The organism is Microcoleus sp. Pol12A5, assembly GCF_036701435.1.
Classification (GTDB): Bacteria; Cyanobacteriota; Cyanobacteriia; order Cyanobacteriales; family Microcoleaceae; genus Microcoleus.
Window position 1 is genome coordinate 1 of record NZ_JAUBQU010000065.1, and the last position, 21307, is coordinate 21307.

Annotated in this window: 15 protein-coding genes, 1 tRNA gene and 1 pseudogene; 10 read left to right on the top strand and 7 right to left on the bottom strand. The window is 45.8% G+C overall.

The window, feature by feature from the left end; genetic code table 11:
• The first annotated feature begins 176 nt into the window (after window positions 1-176).
• Both QUA45_RS17615 and QUA45_RS17620 read left to right on the top strand, forming a co-directional pair.
• Complete coding sequence (locus QUA45_RS17615; RefSeq protein ID WP_333221711.1) at window positions 177-845, top strand: SOS response-associated peptidase; 669 nt, start codon at window positions 177-179, stop codon at window positions 843-845.
• Between the two features lie 149 nt (window positions 846-994).
• Window positions 995-1381 carry a VOC family protein gene (locus QUA45_RS17620; protein WP_333100118.1) on the top strand — a complete coding sequence of 129 codons (387 nt, stop codon included), beginning with the start codon at window positions 995-997 and terminating at the stop codon, window positions 1379-1381.
• A gap of 113 nt (window positions 1382-1494) precedes the next feature.
• Here the strand turns inward: QUA45_RS17620 and QUA45_RS17625 are convergent, their stop codons facing one another.
• Window positions 1495-2112, bottom strand: coding sequence for a CP12 domain-containing protein (locus tag QUA45_RS17625; RefSeq protein WP_333100119.1), 618 nt, complete (start codon window positions 2110-2112; stop codon window positions 1495-1497).
• Between the two features lie 494 nt (window positions 2113-2606).
• Between QUA45_RS17625 and glpX the strand changes: the two genes are divergently transcribed.
• The 3 genes from glpX to QUA45_RS17640 all read left to right on the top strand — a co-directional run bounded on the left by glpX (window position 2607) and on the right by QUA45_RS17640 (window position 8400).
• A complete protein-coding gene (glpX, locus tag QUA45_RS17630; protein ID WP_333065996.1) occupies window positions 2607-3644 on the top strand; it encodes a class II fructose-bisphosphatase in 1038 nt (345 codons plus the stop codon).
• Window positions 3645-3789: 145 nt separating this feature from the next.
• Window positions 3790-5082, top strand: coding sequence for a glutamyl-tRNA reductase (locus QUA45_RS17635; protein WP_333100120.1), 1293 nt, complete (start codon window positions 3790-3792; stop codon window positions 5080-5082).
• A gap of 297 nt (window positions 5083-5379) precedes the next feature.
• The gene (locus QUA45_RS17640; RefSeq protein ID WP_333221712.1) at window positions 5380-8400 is read left to right on the top strand and encodes a UPF0182 family protein; all 3021 of its coding nucleotides are present in this window, start codon (window positions 5380-5382) and stop codon (window positions 8398-8400) included.
• A 129-nt stretch (window positions 8401-8529) separates the two neighbouring features.
• On the opposite strand, the gene QUA45_RS17645 is transcribed toward QUA45_RS17640, so the two are convergent.
• The 4 genes from QUA45_RS17645 to QUA45_RS17660 form a co-directional block, all read right to left on the bottom strand.
• Window positions 8530-9309, bottom strand: coding sequence for a hypothetical protein (locus tag QUA45_RS17645; protein ID WP_333100122.1), 780 nt, complete (start codon window positions 9307-9309; stop codon window positions 8530-8532).
• A gap of 138 nt (window positions 9310-9447) precedes the next feature.
• Window positions 9448-10398 carry a hypothetical protein gene (locus QUA45_RS17650; protein WP_333100123.1) on the bottom strand — a complete coding sequence of 317 codons (951 nt, stop codon included), beginning with the start codon at window positions 10396-10398 and terminating at the stop codon, window positions 9448-9450.
• A 241-nt stretch (window positions 10399-10639) separates the two neighbouring features.
• Window positions 10640-12268: a site-2 protease family protein gene (locus tag QUA45_RS17655; RefSeq protein WP_333221713.1), complete on the bottom strand. Its 1629-nt coding sequence runs from the start codon at window positions 12266-12268 to the stop codon at window positions 10640-10642.
• Window positions 12269-12613: 345 nt separating this feature from the next.
• A tRNA-Arg gene (locus QUA45_RS17660) sits at window positions 12614-12687 on the bottom strand.
• Window positions 12688-13621: 934 nt separating this feature from the next.
• Here QUA45_RS17660 and QUA45_RS17665 point away from each other — a divergent pair.
• The 3 genes from QUA45_RS17665 (at window position 13622) to QUA45_RS17675 (ending at window position 17055) form a co-directional block, all read left to right on the top strand.
• Window positions 13622-14296 carry an Npun_F0813 family protein gene (locus QUA45_RS17665; RefSeq protein WP_333100125.1) on the top strand — a complete coding sequence of 225 codons (675 nt, stop codon included), beginning with the start codon at window positions 13622-13624 and terminating at the stop codon, window positions 14294-14296.
• A gap of 559 nt (window positions 14297-14855) precedes the next feature.
• Window positions 14856-15920 carry a hypothetical protein gene (locus QUA45_RS17670; protein ID WP_333066011.1) on the top strand — a complete coding sequence of 355 codons (1065 nt, stop codon included), beginning with the start codon at window positions 14856-14858 and terminating at the stop codon, window positions 15918-15920.
• A gap of 154 nt (window positions 15921-16074) precedes the next feature.
• Entirely contained in the window at window positions 16075-17055 is a 981-nt protein-coding gene (locus tag QUA45_RS17675; protein WP_333100127.1) for a hypothetical protein, read from the top strand.
• A 14-nt stretch (window positions 17056-17069) separates the two neighbouring features.
• On the opposite strand, the gene QUA45_RS17680 is transcribed toward QUA45_RS17675, so the two are convergent.
• A complete protein-coding gene (locus QUA45_RS17680) occupies window positions 17070-17345 on the bottom strand; it encodes a LapA family protein (protein ID WP_333100128.1) in 276 nt (91 codons plus the stop codon).
• 297 nt (window positions 17346-17642) lie between these two features.
• Here QUA45_RS17680 and tnpC point away from each other — a divergent pair.
• Window positions 17643-19122: pseudogene (gene tnpC / locus QUA45_RS17685) on the top strand (IS66 family transposase).
• 149 nt (window positions 19123-19271) lie between these two features.
• Here tnpC and QUA45_RS17690 read toward each other — a convergent pair.
• Entirely contained in the window at window positions 19272-20762 is a 1491-nt protein-coding gene (locus QUA45_RS17690) for a phosphoglucomutase/phosphomannomutase family protein (protein WP_445304983.1), read from the bottom strand.
• 183 nt (window positions 20763-20945) lie between these two features.
• On the opposite strand from QUA45_RS17690, the gene QUA45_RS17695 reads away from it, so the two are divergent.
• Entirely contained in the window at window positions 20946-21131 is a 186-nt protein-coding gene (locus QUA45_RS17695; protein ID WP_333100129.1) for a hypothetical protein, read from the top strand.
• Window positions 21132-21307 lie beyond the last annotated feature (176 nt).

Genomic DNA, 21307 nt, shown 5'->3' on the forward strand with positions numbered 1-21307 from the left:
TTACAACCGTGTCTGCGGTTCTATAGCCTGCGATCTACGGTTTGAGCGCCTGACTCTTTTAAGATACAAGGGGCGGGTTTTACAAACCATCTTTACCTAACACCAATAATCTCGAAAACCCGCCCCGCCCAACGGTAAATCCCCATCTACCTTTTTGTTAATACCAACTATAAATTATGTGTGGACGATACACTTTAACTACTTCAGGTGAAATCATCGCCGAATTCTTCAAACTGTCGGAAGTTCCCGATATCAAACCGCGATATAATATCGCCCCCACTCAATCAGTTGCCACAGTAACAGTTGAAAAAAAAATGCAGCGAGAGTTCCAATTTATGCGCTGGGGTTTGATTCCAAGTTGGGCAAAAGACATGAAAATGGGCAGCAAGATGATCAATGCGCGATCGGAAACTGTAGCCGAAAAGCCTGCTTTTCGCAGCGCCATCAAGCACAGGCGATGTTTGATAGTCGCTGACGGTTTCTACGAATGGCAACAGCAGGGAAAGAACAAACAGCCTTACTATTTTCAAAAGGCAGACGGCGAACCTTTTGCTTTTGCCGGTTTGTGGGAAGATTGGGAATCTCCAGAAAAAGAAAACATTGTATCTTGCACTATAATTACTACCGCTGCTAACGAAACAGTGCAGCCGATGCACGATCGAATGCCAGTGATACTCCCCGACAGCGATTGGGAACAGTGGCTAGATCCTGCTGTTAAAAATGCTCAGGAAGTTTTGCCGCTGTTAAAGCCCTATGCTTCCGAAGCTATGAAAGCAAAGGCGGTAAGTGCGATCGTCAACAGTCCAAGTAGAGACACTCCCGAGTGTATTAGCGATCGGGAATAAATCATTGGACCGGACAAAACCGAGATAGTTTGAGTTACGATCTAAAATGATGTTTGAGCTGTAGGTTTAGTTGGCTAAGGATCAGTTTAACTCAATTGCTATTTGCTCAAACATTTTTTTATCTTAACATCAGTTAGAAGACAAAAAATATGATCGGATACGTTACACTCGGTACGAACGATATTGAAAGTGCAGCAAAGTTTTATGATGCTTTGCTTGCTGAAATTGGCGCTCGAAGATTCATGGAATTCGACGGATTTATCGCATGGAGCGTTTCTCCCGCTCGACCAGCACTTGCTATTACAAAACCCTTTGATGGTAACACAGCAACTGTTGGCAATGGAGTAATGATAGCTCTTCAAGTTGACAGTCCAGAAAAAGTCAACTTAGTTTATAACAAAGCGATCGAACTTGGGGCTAAGGATGAAGGGGCGGCGGGGCCAAGAGGCGTGTTGCCGGGGTTTTATGCGGGATATTTTCGCGATCTTGACGGGAATAAGCTGAACGTGTTTTGTATGACTGAGCCAAACACTTAAGATTTTTATTTTTCGTGAGGCTCTCAGAAAAAAAGCTCTTTCCGATAGTTAGCTATTAGTTATCAATCCATAAATAAGAGTTGATAACTAATAACTAATGACTAAGGACTAAACTAACTGTCGTACATCCGCGCTTCAGCCGCCTCGGGATTTTCCTCGCAATACTCGTCAAAAGCCGTTTTCTCAAGCTTCATCGATCGCTGGTGAGAAGCCTCAGCCTGCATTTCCTCTACAATATCCCACGCTACCGCGCACTCTCTAGAAGTAGCGCCTTTCTCGGCACAGATAGTTCTGGCATCTGCGATCGCCTGTTCGATTTGTTCCTCAAATAAAATACTCTTCGGCTTCTCAAGAAAATCGCTTTTTGTCAATATATCTGTGACCGAAATAATGCCCACTAGCTCGTCCTTAATCACCGGCGCCCGGCGGATGCGGGTATTCGCGAACAACCTAGCCACGTATTCCACGCCCAAGTCAGGATTCACCGTAATGCAAGGTTTGGTCATAATCTCGAAGACGCGGACTTTTTTCGGGTCTACTCCGTAGGCTGCTACTTTATAGACAATATCCGTTTCTGTCACAATGCCGTAAGAATCTTGTTCGTGGCGGCGTTCCACAATCAACGCGCGCAAACACAGATCGTTCATCATCGCCACTGCTTCAGCTACAGTTGCTGAACCGCGAATGGTAACAACTTCTGTGGTCATAATATCTTGGGCTTTCATCATCATTTTTTATTGCTTCCTGCTTATAAAGTCTAGTGCGTCTCGATTGGCGGCTGTCCATGTGATTCGTCATCATTAGGACTTACCCTCAGAAACCCGATTTGTACCAAAATATTGGGTTTAGTAACGATAAATCCGGTTAGCAACCGGGTTTCTGAGAAATCGTGCGATCGCAAACTAATCATAAAACCTTTAACGGCATTCGGGATGACAAGTTGCCTGAAATAACCGCTCGCTGCCCCGGAACCTCTGGAGTCCGGGATTTAGGGCTAATAAGACGGGGCTAGCGTGCGATCCTCCAAGCAAGAGTGAAGTATTGGGGCGATCGATCTTTGAGCTTGTTGGGATCAGATTTTCCAGCCCCAGTCTCAAAGAAGCAAAAGTTAACACAAACTAAGCAAGTGCTTGCGCTCGCAGAGATCCCCGCCTCTGATAAACTTGATGGCTGGGAGTGCAAAAAGAGCACAAGGCACGCATCAGCAGTTGGGAGGATCTAGTTCGTGGACAATGTAATCGGTTTAGAGATTATCGAAGTAGTTGAGCAGGCAGCCATCGCCTCCGCTCGCTTGATGGGCAAAGGCGAGAAAGATGAAGCCGACAGAGTGGCTGTAGAAGCCATGCGGGAGCGCATGAACAAAATTCATATGCGCGGTCGCATCGTGATCGGCGAAGGCGAGCGCGATGACGCACCAATGCTTTACATCGGCGAACAAGTAGGTATTTGTACCCGCGAAGATGCCAAAGATGTCTGCAACATAGATGAATTGATCGAGATTGACATCGCTGTTGACCCCTGCGAAGGTACTAACCTGGTCGCTTACGGTCAAAACGGTTCGATGGCAGTTTTGGCAATCTCTGAAAAAGGTGGTTTGTTTGCGGCACCGGATTTCTACATGAACAAATTGGCTGCTCCTGCGGCTGCTAAGAATCATGTAGATATTCGCAAAACGCCGACTCAAAACCTCAAAATTATCTCTGATTGTCTCGGCCGCAGTATTGAAGATTTGGTGGTGGTGGTCATGGATCGCCCCCGACACAAAGATTTAATTAATGAAATTCGGCAAGCGGGTGCAAGAGTTCGGCTGATCAGCGACGGCGACGTTTCTGCAGCGATTTCTTGCGCGTTTTCTGGTTCCAACATCCACGCACTTATGGGTATTGGCGCTGCACCCGAAGGTGTGATTTCCGCAGCAGCAATGCGCTGCTTGGGCGGTCACTTCCAAGGGCAGTTAATTTACGATCCGGCAGTTGTAAAAACTGGTTTGATCGGTGAAAGCAAAGAGAGCAATATCGCTCGACTTAAAGAGATGGGCATCACAGACCCAGACAAGATTTACAATGCTGAAGAGTTGGCATCGGGAGAAACAGTTCTGTTTGCAGCTTGCGGGATTACTCCCGGAACGCTGATGGATGGAGTTCGCTTCTTTGGCGGTGGCGCTCGCACTGAAAGTTTGGTAATTTCTTCTCAGTCGAAAACTGCTCGGTTTGTGGATACAATCCATATGTTTGACCAGCCGAAATCTTTGCAATTGAATTAGTGATTAGTTAGTGGTTAACAGTTAAATGTTAACAATTAACAGTTAACGGTTAACAGTCACCGATGATTAGCAATTAGCGATAAACTAAGAACTAATAACAGGTGACTGTTAACAACTAAGAAAGAAATAGTGACAAATCACAGATATGAATATTGCAGTCGTAGGTCTCAGCCACAAAACAGCGCCGGTAGAAGTTCGCGAAAAACTAAGCATTCCAGAACAGAAAGTTGAAGCGGCGATCGCCCAATTGCGCGGCTACCCGCACATTCAAGAGGTTGCCATCCTCAGCACTTGCAACCGCTTAGAGATTTATATTGTTACCAGCGAGTCGGAGCCTGGTGTACGAGAGGTTATTCAGTTCCTTTCAGAATGCAGTAAAGTTCCTTTGCAGTCTTTGCGTCCTCACCTGTTTATTTTGCTGCACGAAGATGCGGTGATGCACTTGATGCGAGTGGCTTCTGGTCTCGACAGTTTGGTTCTCGGAGAAGGACAAATTTTGGCTCAGGTGAAACAAACTCACAAACTCGCCCAGCAGTACAAAGGTGTAGGCAGAATTTTAGAGCGCTTGTTCAAGCAAGCTCTCACAGCAGGGAAGCGAGTTCGCACGGAAACTAGCATCGGTACCGGTGCAGTTTCGATTAGTTCGGCGGCAGCAGAATTGGCTCAAATGAAGGGTCAGCATTTAGCAAGCAGCAAAATTGCGATTATCGGTGCTGGCAAAATGTCGCGGCTTTTGGTGCAGCATTTGCTCTCAAAAGGAGCTAGCCATATTTCGATCGTCAACCGCTCGGTGCGGGGCGCCCTAGAGTTAGCCGGTCAGTTTAAAGATGCTGAATTGCACCTGTATCAGCTCTCGGAAATGATGCAGATAATTGCCAGTTCTGACTTGGTTTTTACCAGTACCGCAGCTACGGAGCCACTGTTAAATAAAGCTAAATTGGAAGCTGTTTTAGACCCGAATCGCCCTTTGATGTTGGTGGATATTTCTGTGCCGCGCAACATTGAGTCGGATGCGAATGAACTCGCTAATGTGCGATCGTTTAATGTGGACGACTTGAAAGCAGTGGTAGCTCAAAATCACGAAAGCCGCCGCAAAATGGCAATGGAAGCTCAGGGTTTGCTGGAACAGGAAGTAGAGGCTTTCGATCTCTGGTGGCGCAGTCTGGAAACAGTTCCTACTATTAGCTGTTTGCGGGATAAGATAGAATTGATTCGGGAACAAGAGTTAGAAAAAGCTTTATCGCGTCTGGGTTCGGAATTTTCGGAGAAACATCAAGACGTGATTGAATCTTTAACAAGGGGGATTGTGAATAAGATTTTGCACGATCCGATGGTACAGTTGCGCGCTCAGCAGGATATTGAGGCGCGGCGGCAAGCGATGCAAACTTTGCAAACACTGTTTAATTTGGATGTGGATGTCAATCAGCAGTACAGCTAGCTGGAGTTTTTTCGATTCAATTTTCGATTCACATTCGGTTAATTAGACGTTATATGTGTAGGGATTTAGGCATTTGTCCATTGCTGTCAACTTAGCACTCAACTCTCAGTCAGACAGGGTTTCAATCGCTGATTCCAAGCTCAATTCCTATTGCATAGGATTGAAGAACTGATTAGTTAATTACTCTTCATACCTAGGAGTATTAGCTATTAGCCTAGGACTTACGTCTAAGAGTGATATTTCGGGTTAAGTTGACAGCTATGGGCAATGCACTGTCCCTACTTCTAGCTCATTGTTATGACTTTAAGAAGGCGAATTTATCAATTAATTTTATGGATTGTAGGATTGTGCCTGGTTTTTGAATTGGCATCCCGCATGGCGGCAGAAATTCTGTGGTTTCAGGAAGTTGGATATCTTCAGGTTTTTTTGTTAAAGCTGAAAACTCAAGGGTTGCTGGGGACGATCGCAATTGCTGTTTCTTCTGTCTTTTTGCTCGGAAATTTGGCTTTAGCCAGCCGCCTGCAACATCCCGCAGCAGAAATGAAATCGTCGGTTGGGGGGGCGCTATTCGCTTCACTGAAGGCGAACAACACCGGGAAGAATACCGGGAAGAATTACAAATTACCTCTTGCTAAATCCCAAATTACTTTTTCCTGGCTGCTGTTGACGGTCTTCGGATTGAGTTCGATCGCAACTTTGACAGTAATTCACTGCGGGCTGTTAGCTGCAAGCAGTATCGCCTATTTCGGTATAGCTGACAATTTACCTATACCGCCCTTGCACTTGGGAATTGAGTCAATCCAGCATGGGGCGGTGCAGCTATTTTCTCACTGGTGGCAGTTGGGCTTGCTGCTTGGGACAATGTTAGCTGTAGCAATTAAGCCTGATTTTAGCCTGCGGGCGATCGCCATTTTTCTGAGTTTGGCGATCGGATTTATTGCGGTCAGTCACTGGACAAATGTTTTGCAATATTTTAACCCTACTAATTTTAACACAACCGACCCTATTTTCAATCAAAATATTGGCTTTTATGTATTTATTTTGCCAATCTTAGATTTGCTAGGATTCGGGCTGATAGTTGTATTTTTGTACAGTTTAGTATCTTGTGCTTTAACATATTTACTGTCAGGAAATAGCCTGATTCAAGGGATCTTTTTGGGGTTTTCTCGATCGCAGCAGCGGCACTTGTACGGGTTGGGTGCAGCTTTAATGCTAGCTGTCGCATTCCGCTACTGGCTGGGGCGCTACGCATTGCTCTATGCGCGGGGAGACGTTAGTTACGGGGCGAATTATGCTGACGTGACTGTGCGGCTGCCCTGTTATGAATTTTTGAGTATTTTAGCGGGGGCGATCGCACTTTTGATGCTGTGCCAGGTTTACCCCTTCAAAATAAAAAATGAACTAATAAAAAAAATTATTTTAGCGTGGATAACTTTAAGTTTCTTGGGAACTTTCCTGCTGCCAACAATTGTGCAGCAACTCCTAGTTAAACCTAACGAACTAGCACGAGAAAAGCCCTACATCCAGCGCAGCATTGCCTTCAGTCAAGAAGCGTTTGACCTCAAAAAAATCGAAATAAAAACATTTGACCCCGCAGGCCAACTCACTTATGCCGACTTAGAAAAAAATAAACTTACTATTAGCAATATCCGGTTGTGGGACAAGCTGCCGCTGCTGCAAACCAATAGACAGTTACAGCAAATCAGACCCTATTATACCTTCCCTGATGCCGATATCGAGCGCTACACAATCAAAAATGAAAAAGCAAAAAAGGGAGATTCTGAAAGCCAACAAGTGTTTTTGGCAGCGCGGGAATTAGATTACACAGCAGTTGCCCCCGAAGCTCAAACTTGGGTGAACAAACACCTGGTTTACACTCACGGTTACGGCTTTACTCTTTCTCCGGTAAATACAGTCGGTGTCGGCGGTTTACCAGATTATTTTGTCAAAGATATTGGAGTTGCAGCCCACAAAGGAAAGACTGCTTTGGAAGTAACTAGCGATCAAATTCGGGCCAGTATTCCGATCGGCTACCCGCGAATTTACTACGGCGAAATCACCGATACAGACGCGATGGCGCCCACAAAAGTCGAAGAATTTGACTATCCCAGCGGCGAAGACAATGTTTACAATACTTACAGCGGTAGGGGCGGAATTGCGATCGGTTCTATGTGGCGACGCTGGCTGTTTGCTAATTATCTTAAAAATTGGCAAATGGCACTGACGCGCAATTTTACGCCAGAAACTAAATTGCTGTACCGTCGCAATATTAATAAAAGAGTCCGGGCGATCGCTCCTTTTTTGCGCTACGATTCCGACCCGTATTTAGTAGTAGCAAACGCCAATCTTAGCAATGATGATATAGAAAAAGAAAGAGATGAAAAGGGCAACGAGATTAAACCTTCACCCTCAGCTACTGATAAATCCCCCAACTATCTTTACTGGATTATCGATGCCTATACAGCGAGCGATCGCTATCCGTATTCCGATCCGGGCAATCATGAGTTTAACTACATCCGTAACTCCGTCAAAGTAGTGATTGATGCCTACAACGGGTCTGTTGACTTCTACGTTGCCTATCCCTCCGATCCGATTATTAACAGTTGGATTGCTATCTTTCCCGGACTCTTCAAACCCCTTGACAAAATGCCTCCCGCTCTCCGAAAACATATCCGATATCCAGTAGATTTGTTCAGCATTCAATCAGAACGCTTGCTAACTTATCATATGGAAGACCCGCAAGTATTTTACAATCGAGAGGATTTGTGGCGAGTTCCCAATGAAATTTATGGCAGCGAACAGCAGCCCGTAGCACCGTATTATTTGATTACAAAACTGCCAACGGAAACAGCAGAAGAATTTATTTTGCTCCTCCCATTTACACCAGTAAGTCGCAATAATTTAATTGCTTGGATTGCAGGGCGATCGGATGGTAGCGAGTACGGAAAATTGCTGTTGTATTTATTTCCCAAACAGCGATTGGTTTACGGTCCGGAACAAATAGAAGCTTTAATTAACCAAGATCCCATTATTTCCGAACAAATATCTCTCTGGAATCGCCAGGGTTCCAAAGCACTTCAAGGAAACTTATTAGTAATTCCCATAGAACAATCTTTATTGTATGTGGAACCTCTTTATTTAGAAGCCGAACGCAATAGTTTGCCAACTTTAATTAGAGTTATTGCTGCCTACGAAAACCGCATCGTCATGGCAGAAAATCTTGAGTTGGCCCTCAAGGCACTTTTTCAGCAAAAATCTACTAATAAACCAGTCATTATTCGACCTCTAGAAGGAACAGCACCCGCGTTAAATAAATGATATAAATTCGGGTTGCACTCATCATGATTGTTGACTATTGACTGTTGACTCTGGGCTGAAAAACTGAATGGTTTAGTGTTAAGTATTGACTCGATTTTATTATTCCGATGCCAGCGGAAACGAGATAAATTACTGCGATTTCTGTTCGCTAGCAGCCTTAATATCCTGCCACCACACATCGACATAGGGCCACATCAATCTCTCGTCTCCTCCAGAATCTAGTTTCACTGTCACCTCATAACGGTTAATATGCGTGAGTTCGCCTGTTTTGCCATTCAAATACAATTGTTTGGGATTGTCGGTGATAATTTCTACCCTTTGGTTCAACAGTGGCAGCATCTGGGTAGAAGAACCCTGAAACGGATTTTTGCCTTTTATCGCACAGCCACCAATCAAAAACAAGTACATTGAAGCTAGAAAAAATACTGTACATAAACCCACAGTTGCCAGTGTTTTTTGTTGTGAAAAACTGGTATAAACGCTCGTATATCCTACCATCATTGTTCCAAAAAACAACAAATTTGGCAGGTACAGCCCATCTTCCAGAAACACGCTACCAAAAAACATGAGGGCTATCTGAAAACAAAATAATGCAGCCACCCAACTCCAGCCAGTTAGCAACGATGCAGATAGTAGCCAATTCATGGCTAGAGTAAGGGCGATCGCCATTGCTATTGCCCCAGGTGGTGCTGCATAATCGTACTGTCTGAAGGGAAGAAGTACAAAAAATACTAAAGCATAAGCAAAACCCGCCAAAGCCAGTGCTAATCCACTAATGATTGCGTTCCATTTCAGCATGGCGATGGATTTTTGGAGCGGCAAAGTGAAGCGTTCATCTTCTGTTGTATAAGCCGTTGAAAATTCCCAGCGGACTAAGACTAGAAATTCTAACCCTAGGGGACGCCACAAGAACCTTACCGCTATATTTAAGGGAGGGAAGCGATTTGTCAACCAAGCGTGCTATCCCAGTTTCCCAAGGTGCAAGATTAACGATGACCGCAAGCACAACTTAGCCGGATCAGAAGGTGATATTTTCAGAAAAGCAGATTATTTAGGGTCGATCGACTTAACAAATTGTTGCACAGGCTGCGGTAGAGCCGGCACAAAAGTCTTTCTAAAACCCCTAACATCGAACACTCGCCACAAAATACCTACCGCTACCGTTAAGAAAAATAACGCTCCCAAAAAATTGAACACAGTAGACAGAAAACCGCTGTTCCTTTTTTTCGGAGGTGTAATATGTTTTATGCGATATACAGCCGGCTCGTAATCTCTCGACTCCTCGCGATTGCGCCGCGGCGTTTTGGGTCGCGAACTCGCACTGCGCTTCTCAGTCAAATCCGTTTTATGAGTTTTAGTAAAACTGCTGACCGACTTCAATTCAGAAGCGCCACGGGTTCCCGTTAACTTGCTAACAGAAGCCCCCGTTTGACCAACAGCAGCATCCTGAATTCTGCTGTTAGGGCGCTGAGTCGATTTGCGTTCGGCGAGGGTACGCATCAAACTTTGCAATTGCTGAGTCGCTGCAGGCGGGCGTTCTCCTTTCCTCGCCCAATTTAACAGCATCGCCCCGGTAATCCCGCAGAGATTCGTAGCGCCTACAGAAGCCAGCCGCTTCAGCAGAGGCTGGCTGTTGGACACAAAAATCACCAATGCCTCCGGGTGTTCGGTCGCCAAACCGTAAACGCACTGAGCCGTCGCCACTACCAGCATTGCTGGCTTGCTTTGATTTTTGATCGAAGGTTCGAGAGCTCGGTGTGTTTCCTGAGCGTCAGTTGCAATCCAGCCACTGTCGGCAAAAAATCGCATAAACTCTCTAGCTACTTGCTCTTGCTCTTTTTCCACCGCTTGCCCGGTCAGACGATCTATTTCGTCGTACACTACTTCCGGGATATAGCAAGTTCCCACCTTGGCATATTCTTGCCACACTTGGGTTCTGCCAGTCATTAAAACATCTGCATCAAAAGTTACCAATACAGGAGGAAGTTGATTAGCCATGACTTTATCCTATAGGCTCAGATAAGTTATTTAAACTTAATCGATCAAGTTTAAACAAATTTTGGGTTATAAAAAAATCAACTTTTGGTAGTAGATAAATTGCCCTGGGCGGCGGTCTTAATTGGAAATTAGTAGTTAGGAACCCGATCGCCCTTCAGTTCCCCAGTTCGATCGGTCAATTCCTAGATTCCACTAATTTACCGCAACCCAAGAGCCTATTACCAAAGATGCCAGACTACTGTTAGTTCCCGATGCCCAGACGGCCCGCCAAAGCCGGAGTCAACGGCAACAGGGCAGCAATCATCAAGAACAAAGCTAGCAAACCCAAAGCCGCGCGAGCGTCGTCAGGCTCAGTCAGCTCGTTGAGGCTTGGCCGTTCCAGATTCCGCTGTAAAATCAGAATCACGATCGCCCAGTACAGGGCCAAAGGATTCACTAAAGAAGCTATCGCCAGCACCACAAACGTCGCCAAAGTAGCGCGGCTTGCTATTTTCCGACCGTAGATGGCTTGCACAATTCTACCCCCGTCCAACTGTCCCGCCGGCATTAAATTAATTGCCGTTATTACCAAGCCCAACCAACCGATAACTACCAGCGGGTGAACGTCAACTATCTGCTGCTGCAACCCCGAACCCAAAACCACTTTTGCCAAAGTTCCCACCAAAACAGATCCCTTAAAAAATTCTGCGGGAATTTGAAACAGACTGCCGGGGTGAGACAGCAGCAAACCCGTTACCAGCATTAGCAGAGAAACTATTCCCCCAGCCGCTGACCCGGCAAAAGCGATGTCAAACAAAACTTTACGGTTGGGCAGCAGCGACTCAAAACGGTCGATCGCTCCAAAACAACCTATCTGCAAAGTTGGTATAAAAAACGGCCAACTCAAGCGAACTTTGTACTGGTTGGCCAGCACTCGGCGAGCAATTTCGCCAGAGCCTAAAACCGCCCAAATTCCGGCTGCAATTGGCAGAACTTCTAGATATCTAGCCAGCGAGTTAAAGAAATCGAAACCTAGCAGCAAACCGCCTGTCTCTAAGCTAGTAGCAATTGTTGCCAGCAGCAGCACGACGGCTAGGATTTTTTGAGACACGGTTGTTGGCTGCGGGTCGTTGGTGCTGGGCAAGATAATAACTATCGGCTTATCGTCCTGATTTTCTACTAAAAATAGGCGGTAGCGATCGTTTAATCTTTCTTCCAAACTTGCCGTCAAACGTGAGTGTACTTGTTCTGGGTCTCCCCGGAGATTGCCTTTCAAGATTACCCCATCTTGATAGGGAATCGTTTCTGTGGCAAAGAAAGTATCAATTCCAAATATGCCTTTAATTGCCTTGAGGTCTTCCACTGGAACGGGAATTATTTCTGATTCATTATTCGCAGGCGAGGAAGTGACGATTTTAATGGTTTCTTGGCCTGGTGGTCGCTGCGACTCAGGAGCGGAGAAAGCATCGCTTTGGGACTTTACCTCAGCAGTATCCGGGCGCGGGAGAACTGTATCGGATGCAGCCTTACGCAATTGCCGGCCCAGATAAATGTACAATCCCGTGGAGACCACGAGCAGCAACAATACCGCAACTAGATTGAGGTAAATTCCGGCGGCGAACAAACCAAAGAACAGCAGCCAGGGACTCATCAGCGCAACAGACTGCAACCAAGCCAAAATTCCCAGTTTGCCAAAAGGTCTGGCGCGATAAAATCCCCAACCCAGAATTCCCAGAGCAACCAATACGAGCGCAATTGTTGCCGTATTTTCCGATGCAACTATAGGCATTCCGGTTGCTTGCGCCAATAAGGGCTTTAATCTGTCGATCGCGCTGCGGTCGAGTAATAGCATTAAATTTTGGGGAATATGAAAGAGAGTTGTTGGGAACATATCCAAACCTATCGGAAACTAGCCTGATTACTAAGGATAACCTCTGAGGGCTACTCGGCCCACAACCTGCTGCTGGTGCTGTTTGAACATCACAGGATATAGACTATTGACACAATAGACTTTTTATGATATCACATCGGCTGTGTCAAGAATGTACTCAGAAGGGTATCAGTGTCGAGCGCCCTGAAGCAGGAAGATTCGCCCAGTTTGGCAGGCGGGGCTTTTGCTTCGGATTTGTTTCCGATTCAGGCATCGGAAACAAATCCGAAGCACATAAGATCTCAGCCGCTCTTTCCTTGGCGGTATAAAAGTGCTGAAACCCTTGATATCATTAATTTTGTGTAACGGGTACGGCAGGACTTGAACCTGCGGCTCGCTGCTTAGAAGGCAGCTACTCTATCCAACTGAGTTACGCACCCAACTCAAAAATTCCTAACAACATTATTGTATAGGTGCAGTGTGCGATCGAGCAAGTAAATTATGTGATGACTTATGCAGAAACCGCTTTGATCTACAAAAATCTGGCGTGCAGCGGGATGGTTCGGGAAAAAAACCAAGGTTATGAGAGTTTCTGTGCCTCCAAGACTGTATCTGACAAAAATTGGAGGGACTCACCTGCAAACAGCACAATTGTAAATTTACAATCAAAACTAGGTAGGACGAGAACTCGGGTAAAGTATGTAGAGGTCGAGGTAAAACCCAAATATTTGGTCGATCGCATCTCTCCCCAAATTAAGACCCAGCTCAGACTGGACAAGAGTCACAGGTGCTTTTTTCCAGATTTCGGTTATGTTAACATCCCCTAGTGACAAAGCCTAAAACGCTGACCGCCTTAGCGAAAAACCAGAGATCGTCCCCTAATCTTAGGTATGAGTTGAGACAGAATGACTAATTGGCTGATGTTTAGTTATGTTTGCTAACATTCTGCTCGACTTGATATTTAATAAAAATGTGGTAGAACTAGATTGAAAGACTCAGGTGAAAATCCCTGATGGTACGGAGCCTCTATATAAGCTTCCTCTACGGCATCAAAGCAAAACAGTCAATCGACCGCTCGGCACGAGCGCGAAAATCAAGCGTTGCCAGTACAGCAGTTGTAAATTGTGGGCGGGGGATTTTCCTTCGTGCATTGATTGATACGCAAGGTTGAGAGACAATCTCAGCTTAGATACTTGTTAGCATTGGTTAGCAAAAAAGTATCGGAACGCTTGAGGAGAGAACCATCTCTGGGTGATCGGGAGCAATCCTGCTAATTTAAGTGGACTCGCTGAATCAAGAATCCCCTCGCCTTTAGGCATGGGGAGTGTCAAAAGCACAGCACCTCGGCCATGACAGGAGTCAAATCGCAGTGTCATGTTTATTCTGAAACGGCAGGATGTTGAAATAACCAATTTTCAACACCCAAAACGGGATCAACAAATTCCCATTCTCAATTATCAGGGGCAGACTTTTCGCCTAATCAGCGCCTTCAACGGCAAGCAAGCAGAAGACGCCAGAGCCTTGTGGCGGGACTTAACCGACAACCGAGGCAAAGCCTGTGTTCTGCTAGAAGAGCCGGATCGATATAGCGTCTGGGGAAAAGTCCGTTTAGATCAGCTTGCCGGTGAAGAACCGGCAGGTAATGAAGCAGCCAAAGCACCGCTGTTCGCGCAGGGTTGTCTGCTGCTTCTCCAAGCTGTTTACTTCGATGTAGAAGACCTCTTAGGCGCAAGGCAAGCCACATCGTTTCAGAAAGATATCGCCAAGGTATTTCAGCAGGGAAACTTCCCCCAGGCAGACTCCCCTGATGCGATCAAAAATTGGCTAACCGTTAGTCCCTTGCAAAATCACAAGGTGCCTGCTTGGCAAGAGCAACATCTCAAAACTTTATTGCAAGAACTCCACCGTTTGGGGAAATCATATTTTGGCAATACGGACTTCGCTGAGGGAGTCAGCGATGTGCTGCAAGATATGCCAGCCCCGGATCGGACTCAGTTTCTAGATTGGCTGAAACAATCAGCCCTGAACAAATTGTGGATCGTAGGATAGAAAATCTTTGACAATTGCTCAGACAATTGGACTGAGATAATTTAGCTTAGATAATTGCACTGTAGGGGGTAGGGGATATACAGGTTGGGTTGCCAACTTGTATTGACCAACCAAATTGTTGATTCGGTTTGGATGCCACCTATGGTCTGGCAATTTAACTAAGTTTCGATCGCAGTCCCCACCCCGAATTATTTATATGAGTGGGGGAGTGTGAAAGCCAAAAAACCGATACCTCAACCTTTAAGGTTAGAATTTCAGAGATAGATTGGGTACTGTAAAAACCTTAAGGGTGGAGACATATACCGTATTTCTATCATTATATTTCCGGGTACAAGATCGACTAACGACTAATTTATTGAATTAGTAAATAGATATTATTCTTGCTTAGTCTTTCTAGAGTGTACGAGGCTCCAAGTCCCGACTACACACTGAGGACGCCAGTTATTCCGGAAGCGTCAGAGCAAGGTTTTTTAAGGTTTTTTGGCGAAAGAATCCTCATCTACAATCAAAGATTGAGATGGGGTGCGTTCAACCGCTAGTTAGGTCTCGTGGAATCCCTATGAGTAGCACTTCAGAAAAGTCATCTACATCTTCATCTTTACTGTCAGCTCAGACCCTAGTGATTGCGGGCATTGTCTGGGCTGTAATGGCGCTGCTGTTCTTTTTGCTGTTCAGCGTCCCCCTCTCAGCAGAAGAGGGTTTACCTCTTTGGTACTCGATCGGCACTTATATTTTTGAATGCGGAGCATATTTCGGGGCGGCTTTAGTCTGTTTTAGAAACTGGCAAAGCCCCCACATGGTCAGTGGGCGCAACGTCTGGCTGGGCATAGGTCTGGGGATGCTGTTCTATTTCATAGCCGGCGTCCTGTTCGGGATTTGGGAACTCTATTTCGGGTTAGACCCGGACGTGTCTCCCGCAGATGCGTTTTATCTGGGCAGCTATGTAGTCCTGATCGGGGGCATGGTTGTAGCTGTGACTTCCAAGCGACTGAATCTAGAAATTTGGCAGTGGGGTTTGTTAGCGGGAATTGCAGCCTTTGGGATTGCGGTAGCTATCTGGGTTGCTGCACCTGACTCTTGGAGGGCCCAGCTAGGAATGGCTCCGGCAGCCACTCAAGAAGAAGTAGTGACATCTGCACCAGCAACCGCTGCCACAGAAAGAGCGCCGGGTTTGGAAAATTCGTCCAAGATACAGGCAAAAGGAGCAACAGCGACCGATCCTGCATCCGCACTCCAGGAAGAAGAAGCAGCAGCAGAAATCAAAGCTCCGGCATGGGTGATGGCACTTGACAAGCAACTGGCGCCTCACAAAAACGCAATAAATTTGTTTTACATCGTTGGGGACGTTTTTCTGCTAATTATTGCTACGGCACTGCTGCTGGCATTTTGGGGAGGACGTTTTTCCCAATCTTGGAGAATGATTGCGGCTGCAACTTTTTCGCTTTACATCGCAGATATGTACTTTAAATGGCGCGATACTCAGGCTGAGGGTAGTTATCAAAGCGGCAGTTTGCTGGAAGTCTTTTTTGTTTTCAGCGCCATCCTGTTCGGAATTGGAGCTATCTTGGAACATGACATCTCAACCCGTTCTCGCCAGAGCAGGCGCACTCGTCGCGCAGCGTAGGGATTGGAGATTGGGGTTGCTTTTGCAAGCGATGGGGATGCGAAAGCTTTTTTGCCCTTGTCGGCATCTCTGAGCTTGAAATCGAAAACGAAGAATCACAGTTCGCTGACCGCTAGCCTGCGTCTTTTCACGTCTTTTTGCTGGGAAACTTGGCATGACGCCTACAAAACTCTCCGATTCAGACAAACGCGAACTCATCAGGCTGTACCGACAGTCCAACGAGAATACTATCACTCTGGCAAAGCGCTACGGAGTGAGCAGTTCGACTGTGAGGCGCATCCTTCAGGGTGCTTTGTCGGAGCCGGAATACGAATTTCTAGTCCAGCAAAAACAAAAGCGTTTGTCCGATCGCAGCAGTGTTTCTGAACCCACAGAGGCGACTACTGAGTCGTCAGCAGATGCCGCAATCAATCCTGTAGCTGTTCCCCTGTCGGAGTCAGCCCCTGTCCTGCAGTCAGCCTCAAATTCGAGACCGACAATCCGAAAGCGTTCTGGATCAGTCCCTGAACCAGTTGCAGAACTCGAAATTCGAGGGAATAGAGAGTCGGATTTGGATGTTTCTGATTTGCCAGATGCCAAAGCAGCCAATATTGCAGATCAAAGCCACCGCGCTGTTGTGACTGGTGAACTAAAGGCAATGCTGCCAGCAGAAGGGCTGCTGGCAGGTGAAGACTTTAGGGATTTCGAGGACGACGAGGATGAGGATGATGAAGACGATTTAGATGACGACTTCGACGAAGATGTAGAGGATGAAGACTCTCTGTTTGAAGGCAGTCTCCTGGGTTCACTATCGTCGGGCGAGTTGATCGAGCTTCGGGGAACAGGACTAATTCAAGTTTTGCCTTTAAGTGAAGCATCTATGCCCAAAATTTGTTATTTGGTGGTCGATCGGGCAGCCGAGTTAATCACCAGACCTCTAAAAGCTTTTGGCGAACTTGGTCAAATTCCGGCGGCGGAAATTCGCGAGAAAACCCTGGCAGTTTTTGACAATCACCGAGTGGCGCGCCGATTTGCTACTCGCAATCAAAGGGTTTTCAAGATTCCTGACAGCAGTATGCTGCAAAAAGCAGCGCCTTATTTGCGAGCTAAGGGAATTACTCGGCTGCTGATTGACGGTCAGGTATATTCCCTCTAAGGGATCAAATCTATTTAATATTGTACGGTGTCCGATTCTTCTGGATTTGCCTGAAATTTAGGACGTGAGTTTTGGGAATCTGAAATGTTCCACAGCGGTTGCAGTAGCGCACCTCCGATCAGTCCTGCACTCAGGCTCATTGCTAATACTATTCCTACCGGCAGTTGTATCGATTGAAAAAAGATAAAGTTTAAGGATACTGGGGCGGCGTTCTGCACTGAGATAATGCCGATCGCGCTTACTAAAATTGCTAGTAAAAAACTAATGGCGAGCAGAGGAATTGTTTTCATAAATCGGTTGACAGGCTAATAATTTAACTTGTATACTTTTTTTATAATTAAAATTATGTAGAAAATTTTTATTTTTGCACACACCCCATTATATAATAATCTACAATAAGATTAGGGGAAAAGTCAAGTAGAAACAGAAAAAATAGAGAACTTTTCTTAATTAATTAAAACTTAAACAAACATAAATAAATTTACAATCCCCAAACTCAAACAAATCCAAGTGTATTGCAAATATAGTAAGGATTCAGGTCAAGGGGGTATTGACAAGTGTGACATTTGAGGTGGAGTATCACAATTATGGAAAAAGACCTGCTTCTGAAACTAGAGCGTGAAACCCTTCTCCAGTTGGCTCGCGAAAAACTGGTGAACATCATTGTCGAGCTGGCGAGCGCTACAAAGAAACTAAACTCCAGAATTTTAGAACTAGAACAAGAAGTAGAGAAACTCAAGGTCAGTAGAGATTTAGATAGTAAAACATCATCGAAACCCCCATCGGGGGATCTCCTCAAAAAATCTCAAAAGAAACAAAAGGAAAATAATCAAGAGGGTGAAACGACGAAACGGAAGCCTGGAGGACAACCAGGACATCCAGGTAAAACTCGTAAAGGATTTGGAAGGGTAGATAGGTGTGAAATTTTACGTCCACAGTTTTGTGAGTGTTGTGGGATGAGTGGTTTTTCACTTGAACCGATAAAAGTTGAAATACAACAAGTTGCACAGTTAGTAGAACGCCCAATAGAAATAGTTGAATATCATCGTCATACTTGTGTTTGCCAGCAGTGTGGAAAGGAAAAAACAGCAGACTGGTCACCAGATATAGTCCCTGGACAAGATATCGGGATAAGACTTCAAGCCTTTTTAGGGTGGATAAATAATTACGGGCATTTGCCTTATGAAAAGCAGCAAGAACTTTTGTGGGAACTGGGTCAAATAGAAATCGGGGTAGGAACCCTAGTAACCACAAATGAAAGAATAGATAGTGCAGTTAATAAAAGTGTTAACTCTCTCAAAGAGTGGATACAACAGACGCAGCCAAATATCCATTCCGATGAAACACCTTGGGCGATCAAAGGCGTAAAAGAATGGTTGTGGATTTTTGCCAACACCGACTTTGCCTTGTTTCACGCCGCAGACACTCGTTCTCGCGCTGAATTAGAATCTATCCTGGGATGCAAGTACGACGGTGTACTTAGTTCTGATGATTATTCTGTCTATAACGGCTATGATGTCAAAGCCCAACAGAAATGCTTGGCCCATTTACGCCGTCACTTCAAGAAGCTGATTAAACTTCCAGGCTTAAATAACCAAGAAATTGGGGAAAAGTTTGTCAACCTGATAGATGAAGCATTTAAAAACTACGCTTTATTCCAACAAACACAAAACATTCTTGAATTCTTTAGTTGGGCATCTGACTTTCAAGCCAAAGTTAATTCGTACATTAGTGAATGGATTAGTAAAGCCAGAGGGGAAGCAGGTAAGCTTTTACGCTCGTTACAAAACAAAGCACACCAATGGTGGTATTTTCTAGCCCACCCAGAGATACCTCCTGATAATAATCTTGCAGAACGAACGCTACGTGAGAGCGGTCACAAAAAGAAAAGTCAGTGGCGGTTCCCGTTCAATGGAACGGTTCCAACATACTGCCAATTTATTGACTGTTATCCAAACCTGTCGTCGCCAAGGACGTTCCGTTATTCAATTTTTTGAGCAAGCCATAAAAGCCATAGTCAACCCTGATTTGCACGCTCCATCTTTGATACCTCAATTTTCGACCTGAATCCTTACCAAATATATAACTGGCCCAGCAGTATCGACGATTAATGTTCAGAGGCTTTGCCAGAGTTATAAAAAATACGTAAGGTGCGCTTGGCGCACCTCACAATCCCAAGTGCTAGGGGAAAAACCCCCGTTGGAATAGGTAGAAATTTAAACAGGTTCTAACTGGGAAATTACCTTTTCCATGTGTTGGGCAACTTGGCTTTCTTTTTCCACAGAATTGGTTTCCATGTAAACGCGCATCAAGGGTTCGGTTCCCGAAGGCCGCAGCAGTACCCAGCCACCGTCTTCAAGATAAAGTTTAATTCCGTCTTTGCGGCCGATTTCCTTAACGCCGATACCTGCTACTTCTGTGGGGGGATTCTTGGTAAAAGATTCCAAAACGGCTGCTTTGTGGGCTTCTTCTAGGTGCAAGTCCAAACGTTTGTTGTACAGGGGGCCGTCGGCTTCTTTAATGGCTTCTTCGACTAGCTGAGAAAGCGGTTTGCCTTCATAGGCGATCGCCTCAGCAACTAGCATATCAGCCAAAATCCCGTCTTTTTCGGGAATGTGACCCAAAACGCTCAAACCGCCAGATTCTTCGCCACCGATGAGCACCGCAGTTTCGCGCATTTTTTCGCCGATGTATTTAAAACCGACTGCGGTTTCGTAGATTGTTAAACCGTACTTGGCGGCCAAATTGTCCAGCAAGTGGGTAGTTGCGACTGTACGGACGATCGCCCCAGTCAATCCTTTATTCTTAACCAAGTGACGCGCCAGCAGCAACAGTACAGTATTTGGAGTCAAGACATTTCCCAACTCGTCAACAATACCAAAGCGATCGCTATCGCCATCGGTAGCTAAACCCAAATCCGCCGAATCCTTCTTAACAGCTTCCACCAACTCAACTAACTGTTCCCCCTTGGGTTCGGGCATTCCGCCCCCAAACAGCACGTCGCGGTAGGTATGAAAACTTTCGACATCGCAGCCGCAGTGTTCCAAAACGCCGTCGAGATAGCCGCGAGAAGTCGAGTAGAGAGCGTCGTACTTCACCTTCAACTTAGCAGAGCGAATCCGCTCCACATCGATCAAAGTATAAAGAAACTTCAGATATTCAGGTTTGGGGTCAAAACTGGAGATTTTATCGTTGTGGCTGCCTTTGGCTGGGGCATCAGAAGCACTAGCAATATTTGCCACAATTGTATCAGTAATTTCCGGGGTTGCCGGGCCCGCGTAGTCGGGGATATATTTGATGCCGCAGTAAGGTGCGGGATTGTGCGAAGCAGTGAACATCAGGGCTCCTGCCGAGTTGAGATGCTTGGCGCTGTAGGCGATGACTGGTGTGGGGCAATCTCGATCGACCACTTTCACAGTCCATCCCAAATCTGCCAATACTTCCGCCGAAGTGCGGGCGAATTCGTCTGCCAGAAAGCGGGTATCGTAGGAGACTAGAACTGGACGGTCTTTGGTGTAAGCGGTTTCTAGGTAACTGGCGATCGCCCGGGTGACTTTTCGCACGTTGGCAAAAGTAAAGTCATGGGCAATCAGTCCCCGCCACCCATCGGTTCCGAACTTAATTTCTGTTGAATTGCTGCTAGCGCTCATTTTATCCACTTCCTCTCGTCCTACTAATCCTACCCGAACGCATAGCCTTAAAGACATACTGGCCGTGCTGTTTGTGAGGATCGATCGCCCGTGGGGCCCGCATCAACCTAATCCTATCGTTGTAGGGGCAGGCTTGGGCCTCCGGCCTCCGGGATCGAACCAGTCAGAGTGGGCAAAAAGTGGGAGAGATCGGGCGAGTCACTCGCTAATTCTAATTTTGAAGGGTTGTTTGCCGATCGAATGGACCACGATCAATTGCGGGCGATTCCCTACGGGATAGCTTCGCTTCACGGGGAAGCTAAAAAACCGATCGCAAAAAACGGCCCTGGCAATGGCCTTAACGAAATGCACATAAATCTCATCCTCATCTCAAATTTAATTTTTTATTTAGAAAAGCCGATCGTTAAATTTGTTAGGATTTCCTAACAATCGCCAGACTCAAAATACATTTTTAATTCAGCTATACAAATAAATTAACTAAAGTCACCCCTAGATCGTGCTGTAGCCTAGCTTCTTGAAGAAACGAAGGCGCTCAACCAAAGCGATCCAAAATAAAGATCAGGTATTTCAAGCAGCAGTTTTTTTTAAGCAGACTTAACTTT

Bases quoted from the DNA above. Each gene is read 5' to 3' on its own strand.
- QUA45_RS17695 (WP_333100129.1), top strand. From the start codon at position 20,946: ATGGACCACGATCAATTGCGGGCGATTCCCTACGGGATAGCTTCGCTT.
- QUA45_RS17640 (WP_333221712.1), top strand. From the start codon at position 5,380: ATGACTTTAAGAAGGCGAATTTATCAATTAATTTTATGGATTGTAGGA.
- QUA45_RS17615 (WP_333221711.1), top strand. From the start codon at position 177: ATGTGTGGACGATACACTTTAACTACTTCAGGTGAAATCATCGCCGAA.
- QUA45_RS17620 (WP_333100118.1), top strand. From the start codon at position 995: ATGATCGGATACGTTACACTCGGTACGAACGATATTGAAAGTGCAGCA.
- QUA45_RS17665 (WP_333100125.1), top strand. From the start codon at position 13,622: ATGTTTATTCTGAAACGGCAGGATGTTGAAATAACCAATTTTCAACAC.
- QUA45_RS17680 (WP_333100128.1), bottom strand. From the start codon at position 17,345: ATGAAAACAATTCCTCTGCTCGCCATTAGTTTTTTACTAGCAATTTTA.
- QUA45_RS17625 (WP_333100119.1), bottom strand. From the start codon at position 2,112: ATGATGATGAAAGCCCAAGATATTATGACCACAGAAGTTGTTACCATT.
- QUA45_RS17635 (WP_333100120.1), top strand. From the start codon at position 3,790: ATGAATATTGCAGTCGTAGGTCTCAGCCACAAAACAGCGCCGGTAGAA.
- QUA45_RS17670 (WP_333066011.1), top strand. From the start codon at position 14,856: ATGAGTAGCACTTCAGAAAAGTCATCTACATCTTCATCTTTACTGTCA.
- QUA45_RS17650 (WP_333100123.1), bottom strand. From the start codon at position 10,398: ATGGCTAATCAACTTCCTCCTGTATTGGTAACTTTTGATGCAGATGTT.
- QUA45_RS17675 (WP_333100127.1), top strand. From the start codon at position 16,075: ATGACGCCTACAAAACTCTCCGATTCAGACAAACGCGAACTCATCAGG.
- QUA45_RS17690 (WP_445304983.1), bottom strand. From the start codon at position 20,762: ATGTCTTTAAGGCTATGCGTTCGGGTAGGATTAGTAGGACGAGAGGAA.
- QUA45_RS17655 (WP_333221713.1), bottom strand. From the start codon at position 12,268: ATGTTCCCAACAACTCTCTTTCATATTCCCCAAAATTTAATGCTATTA.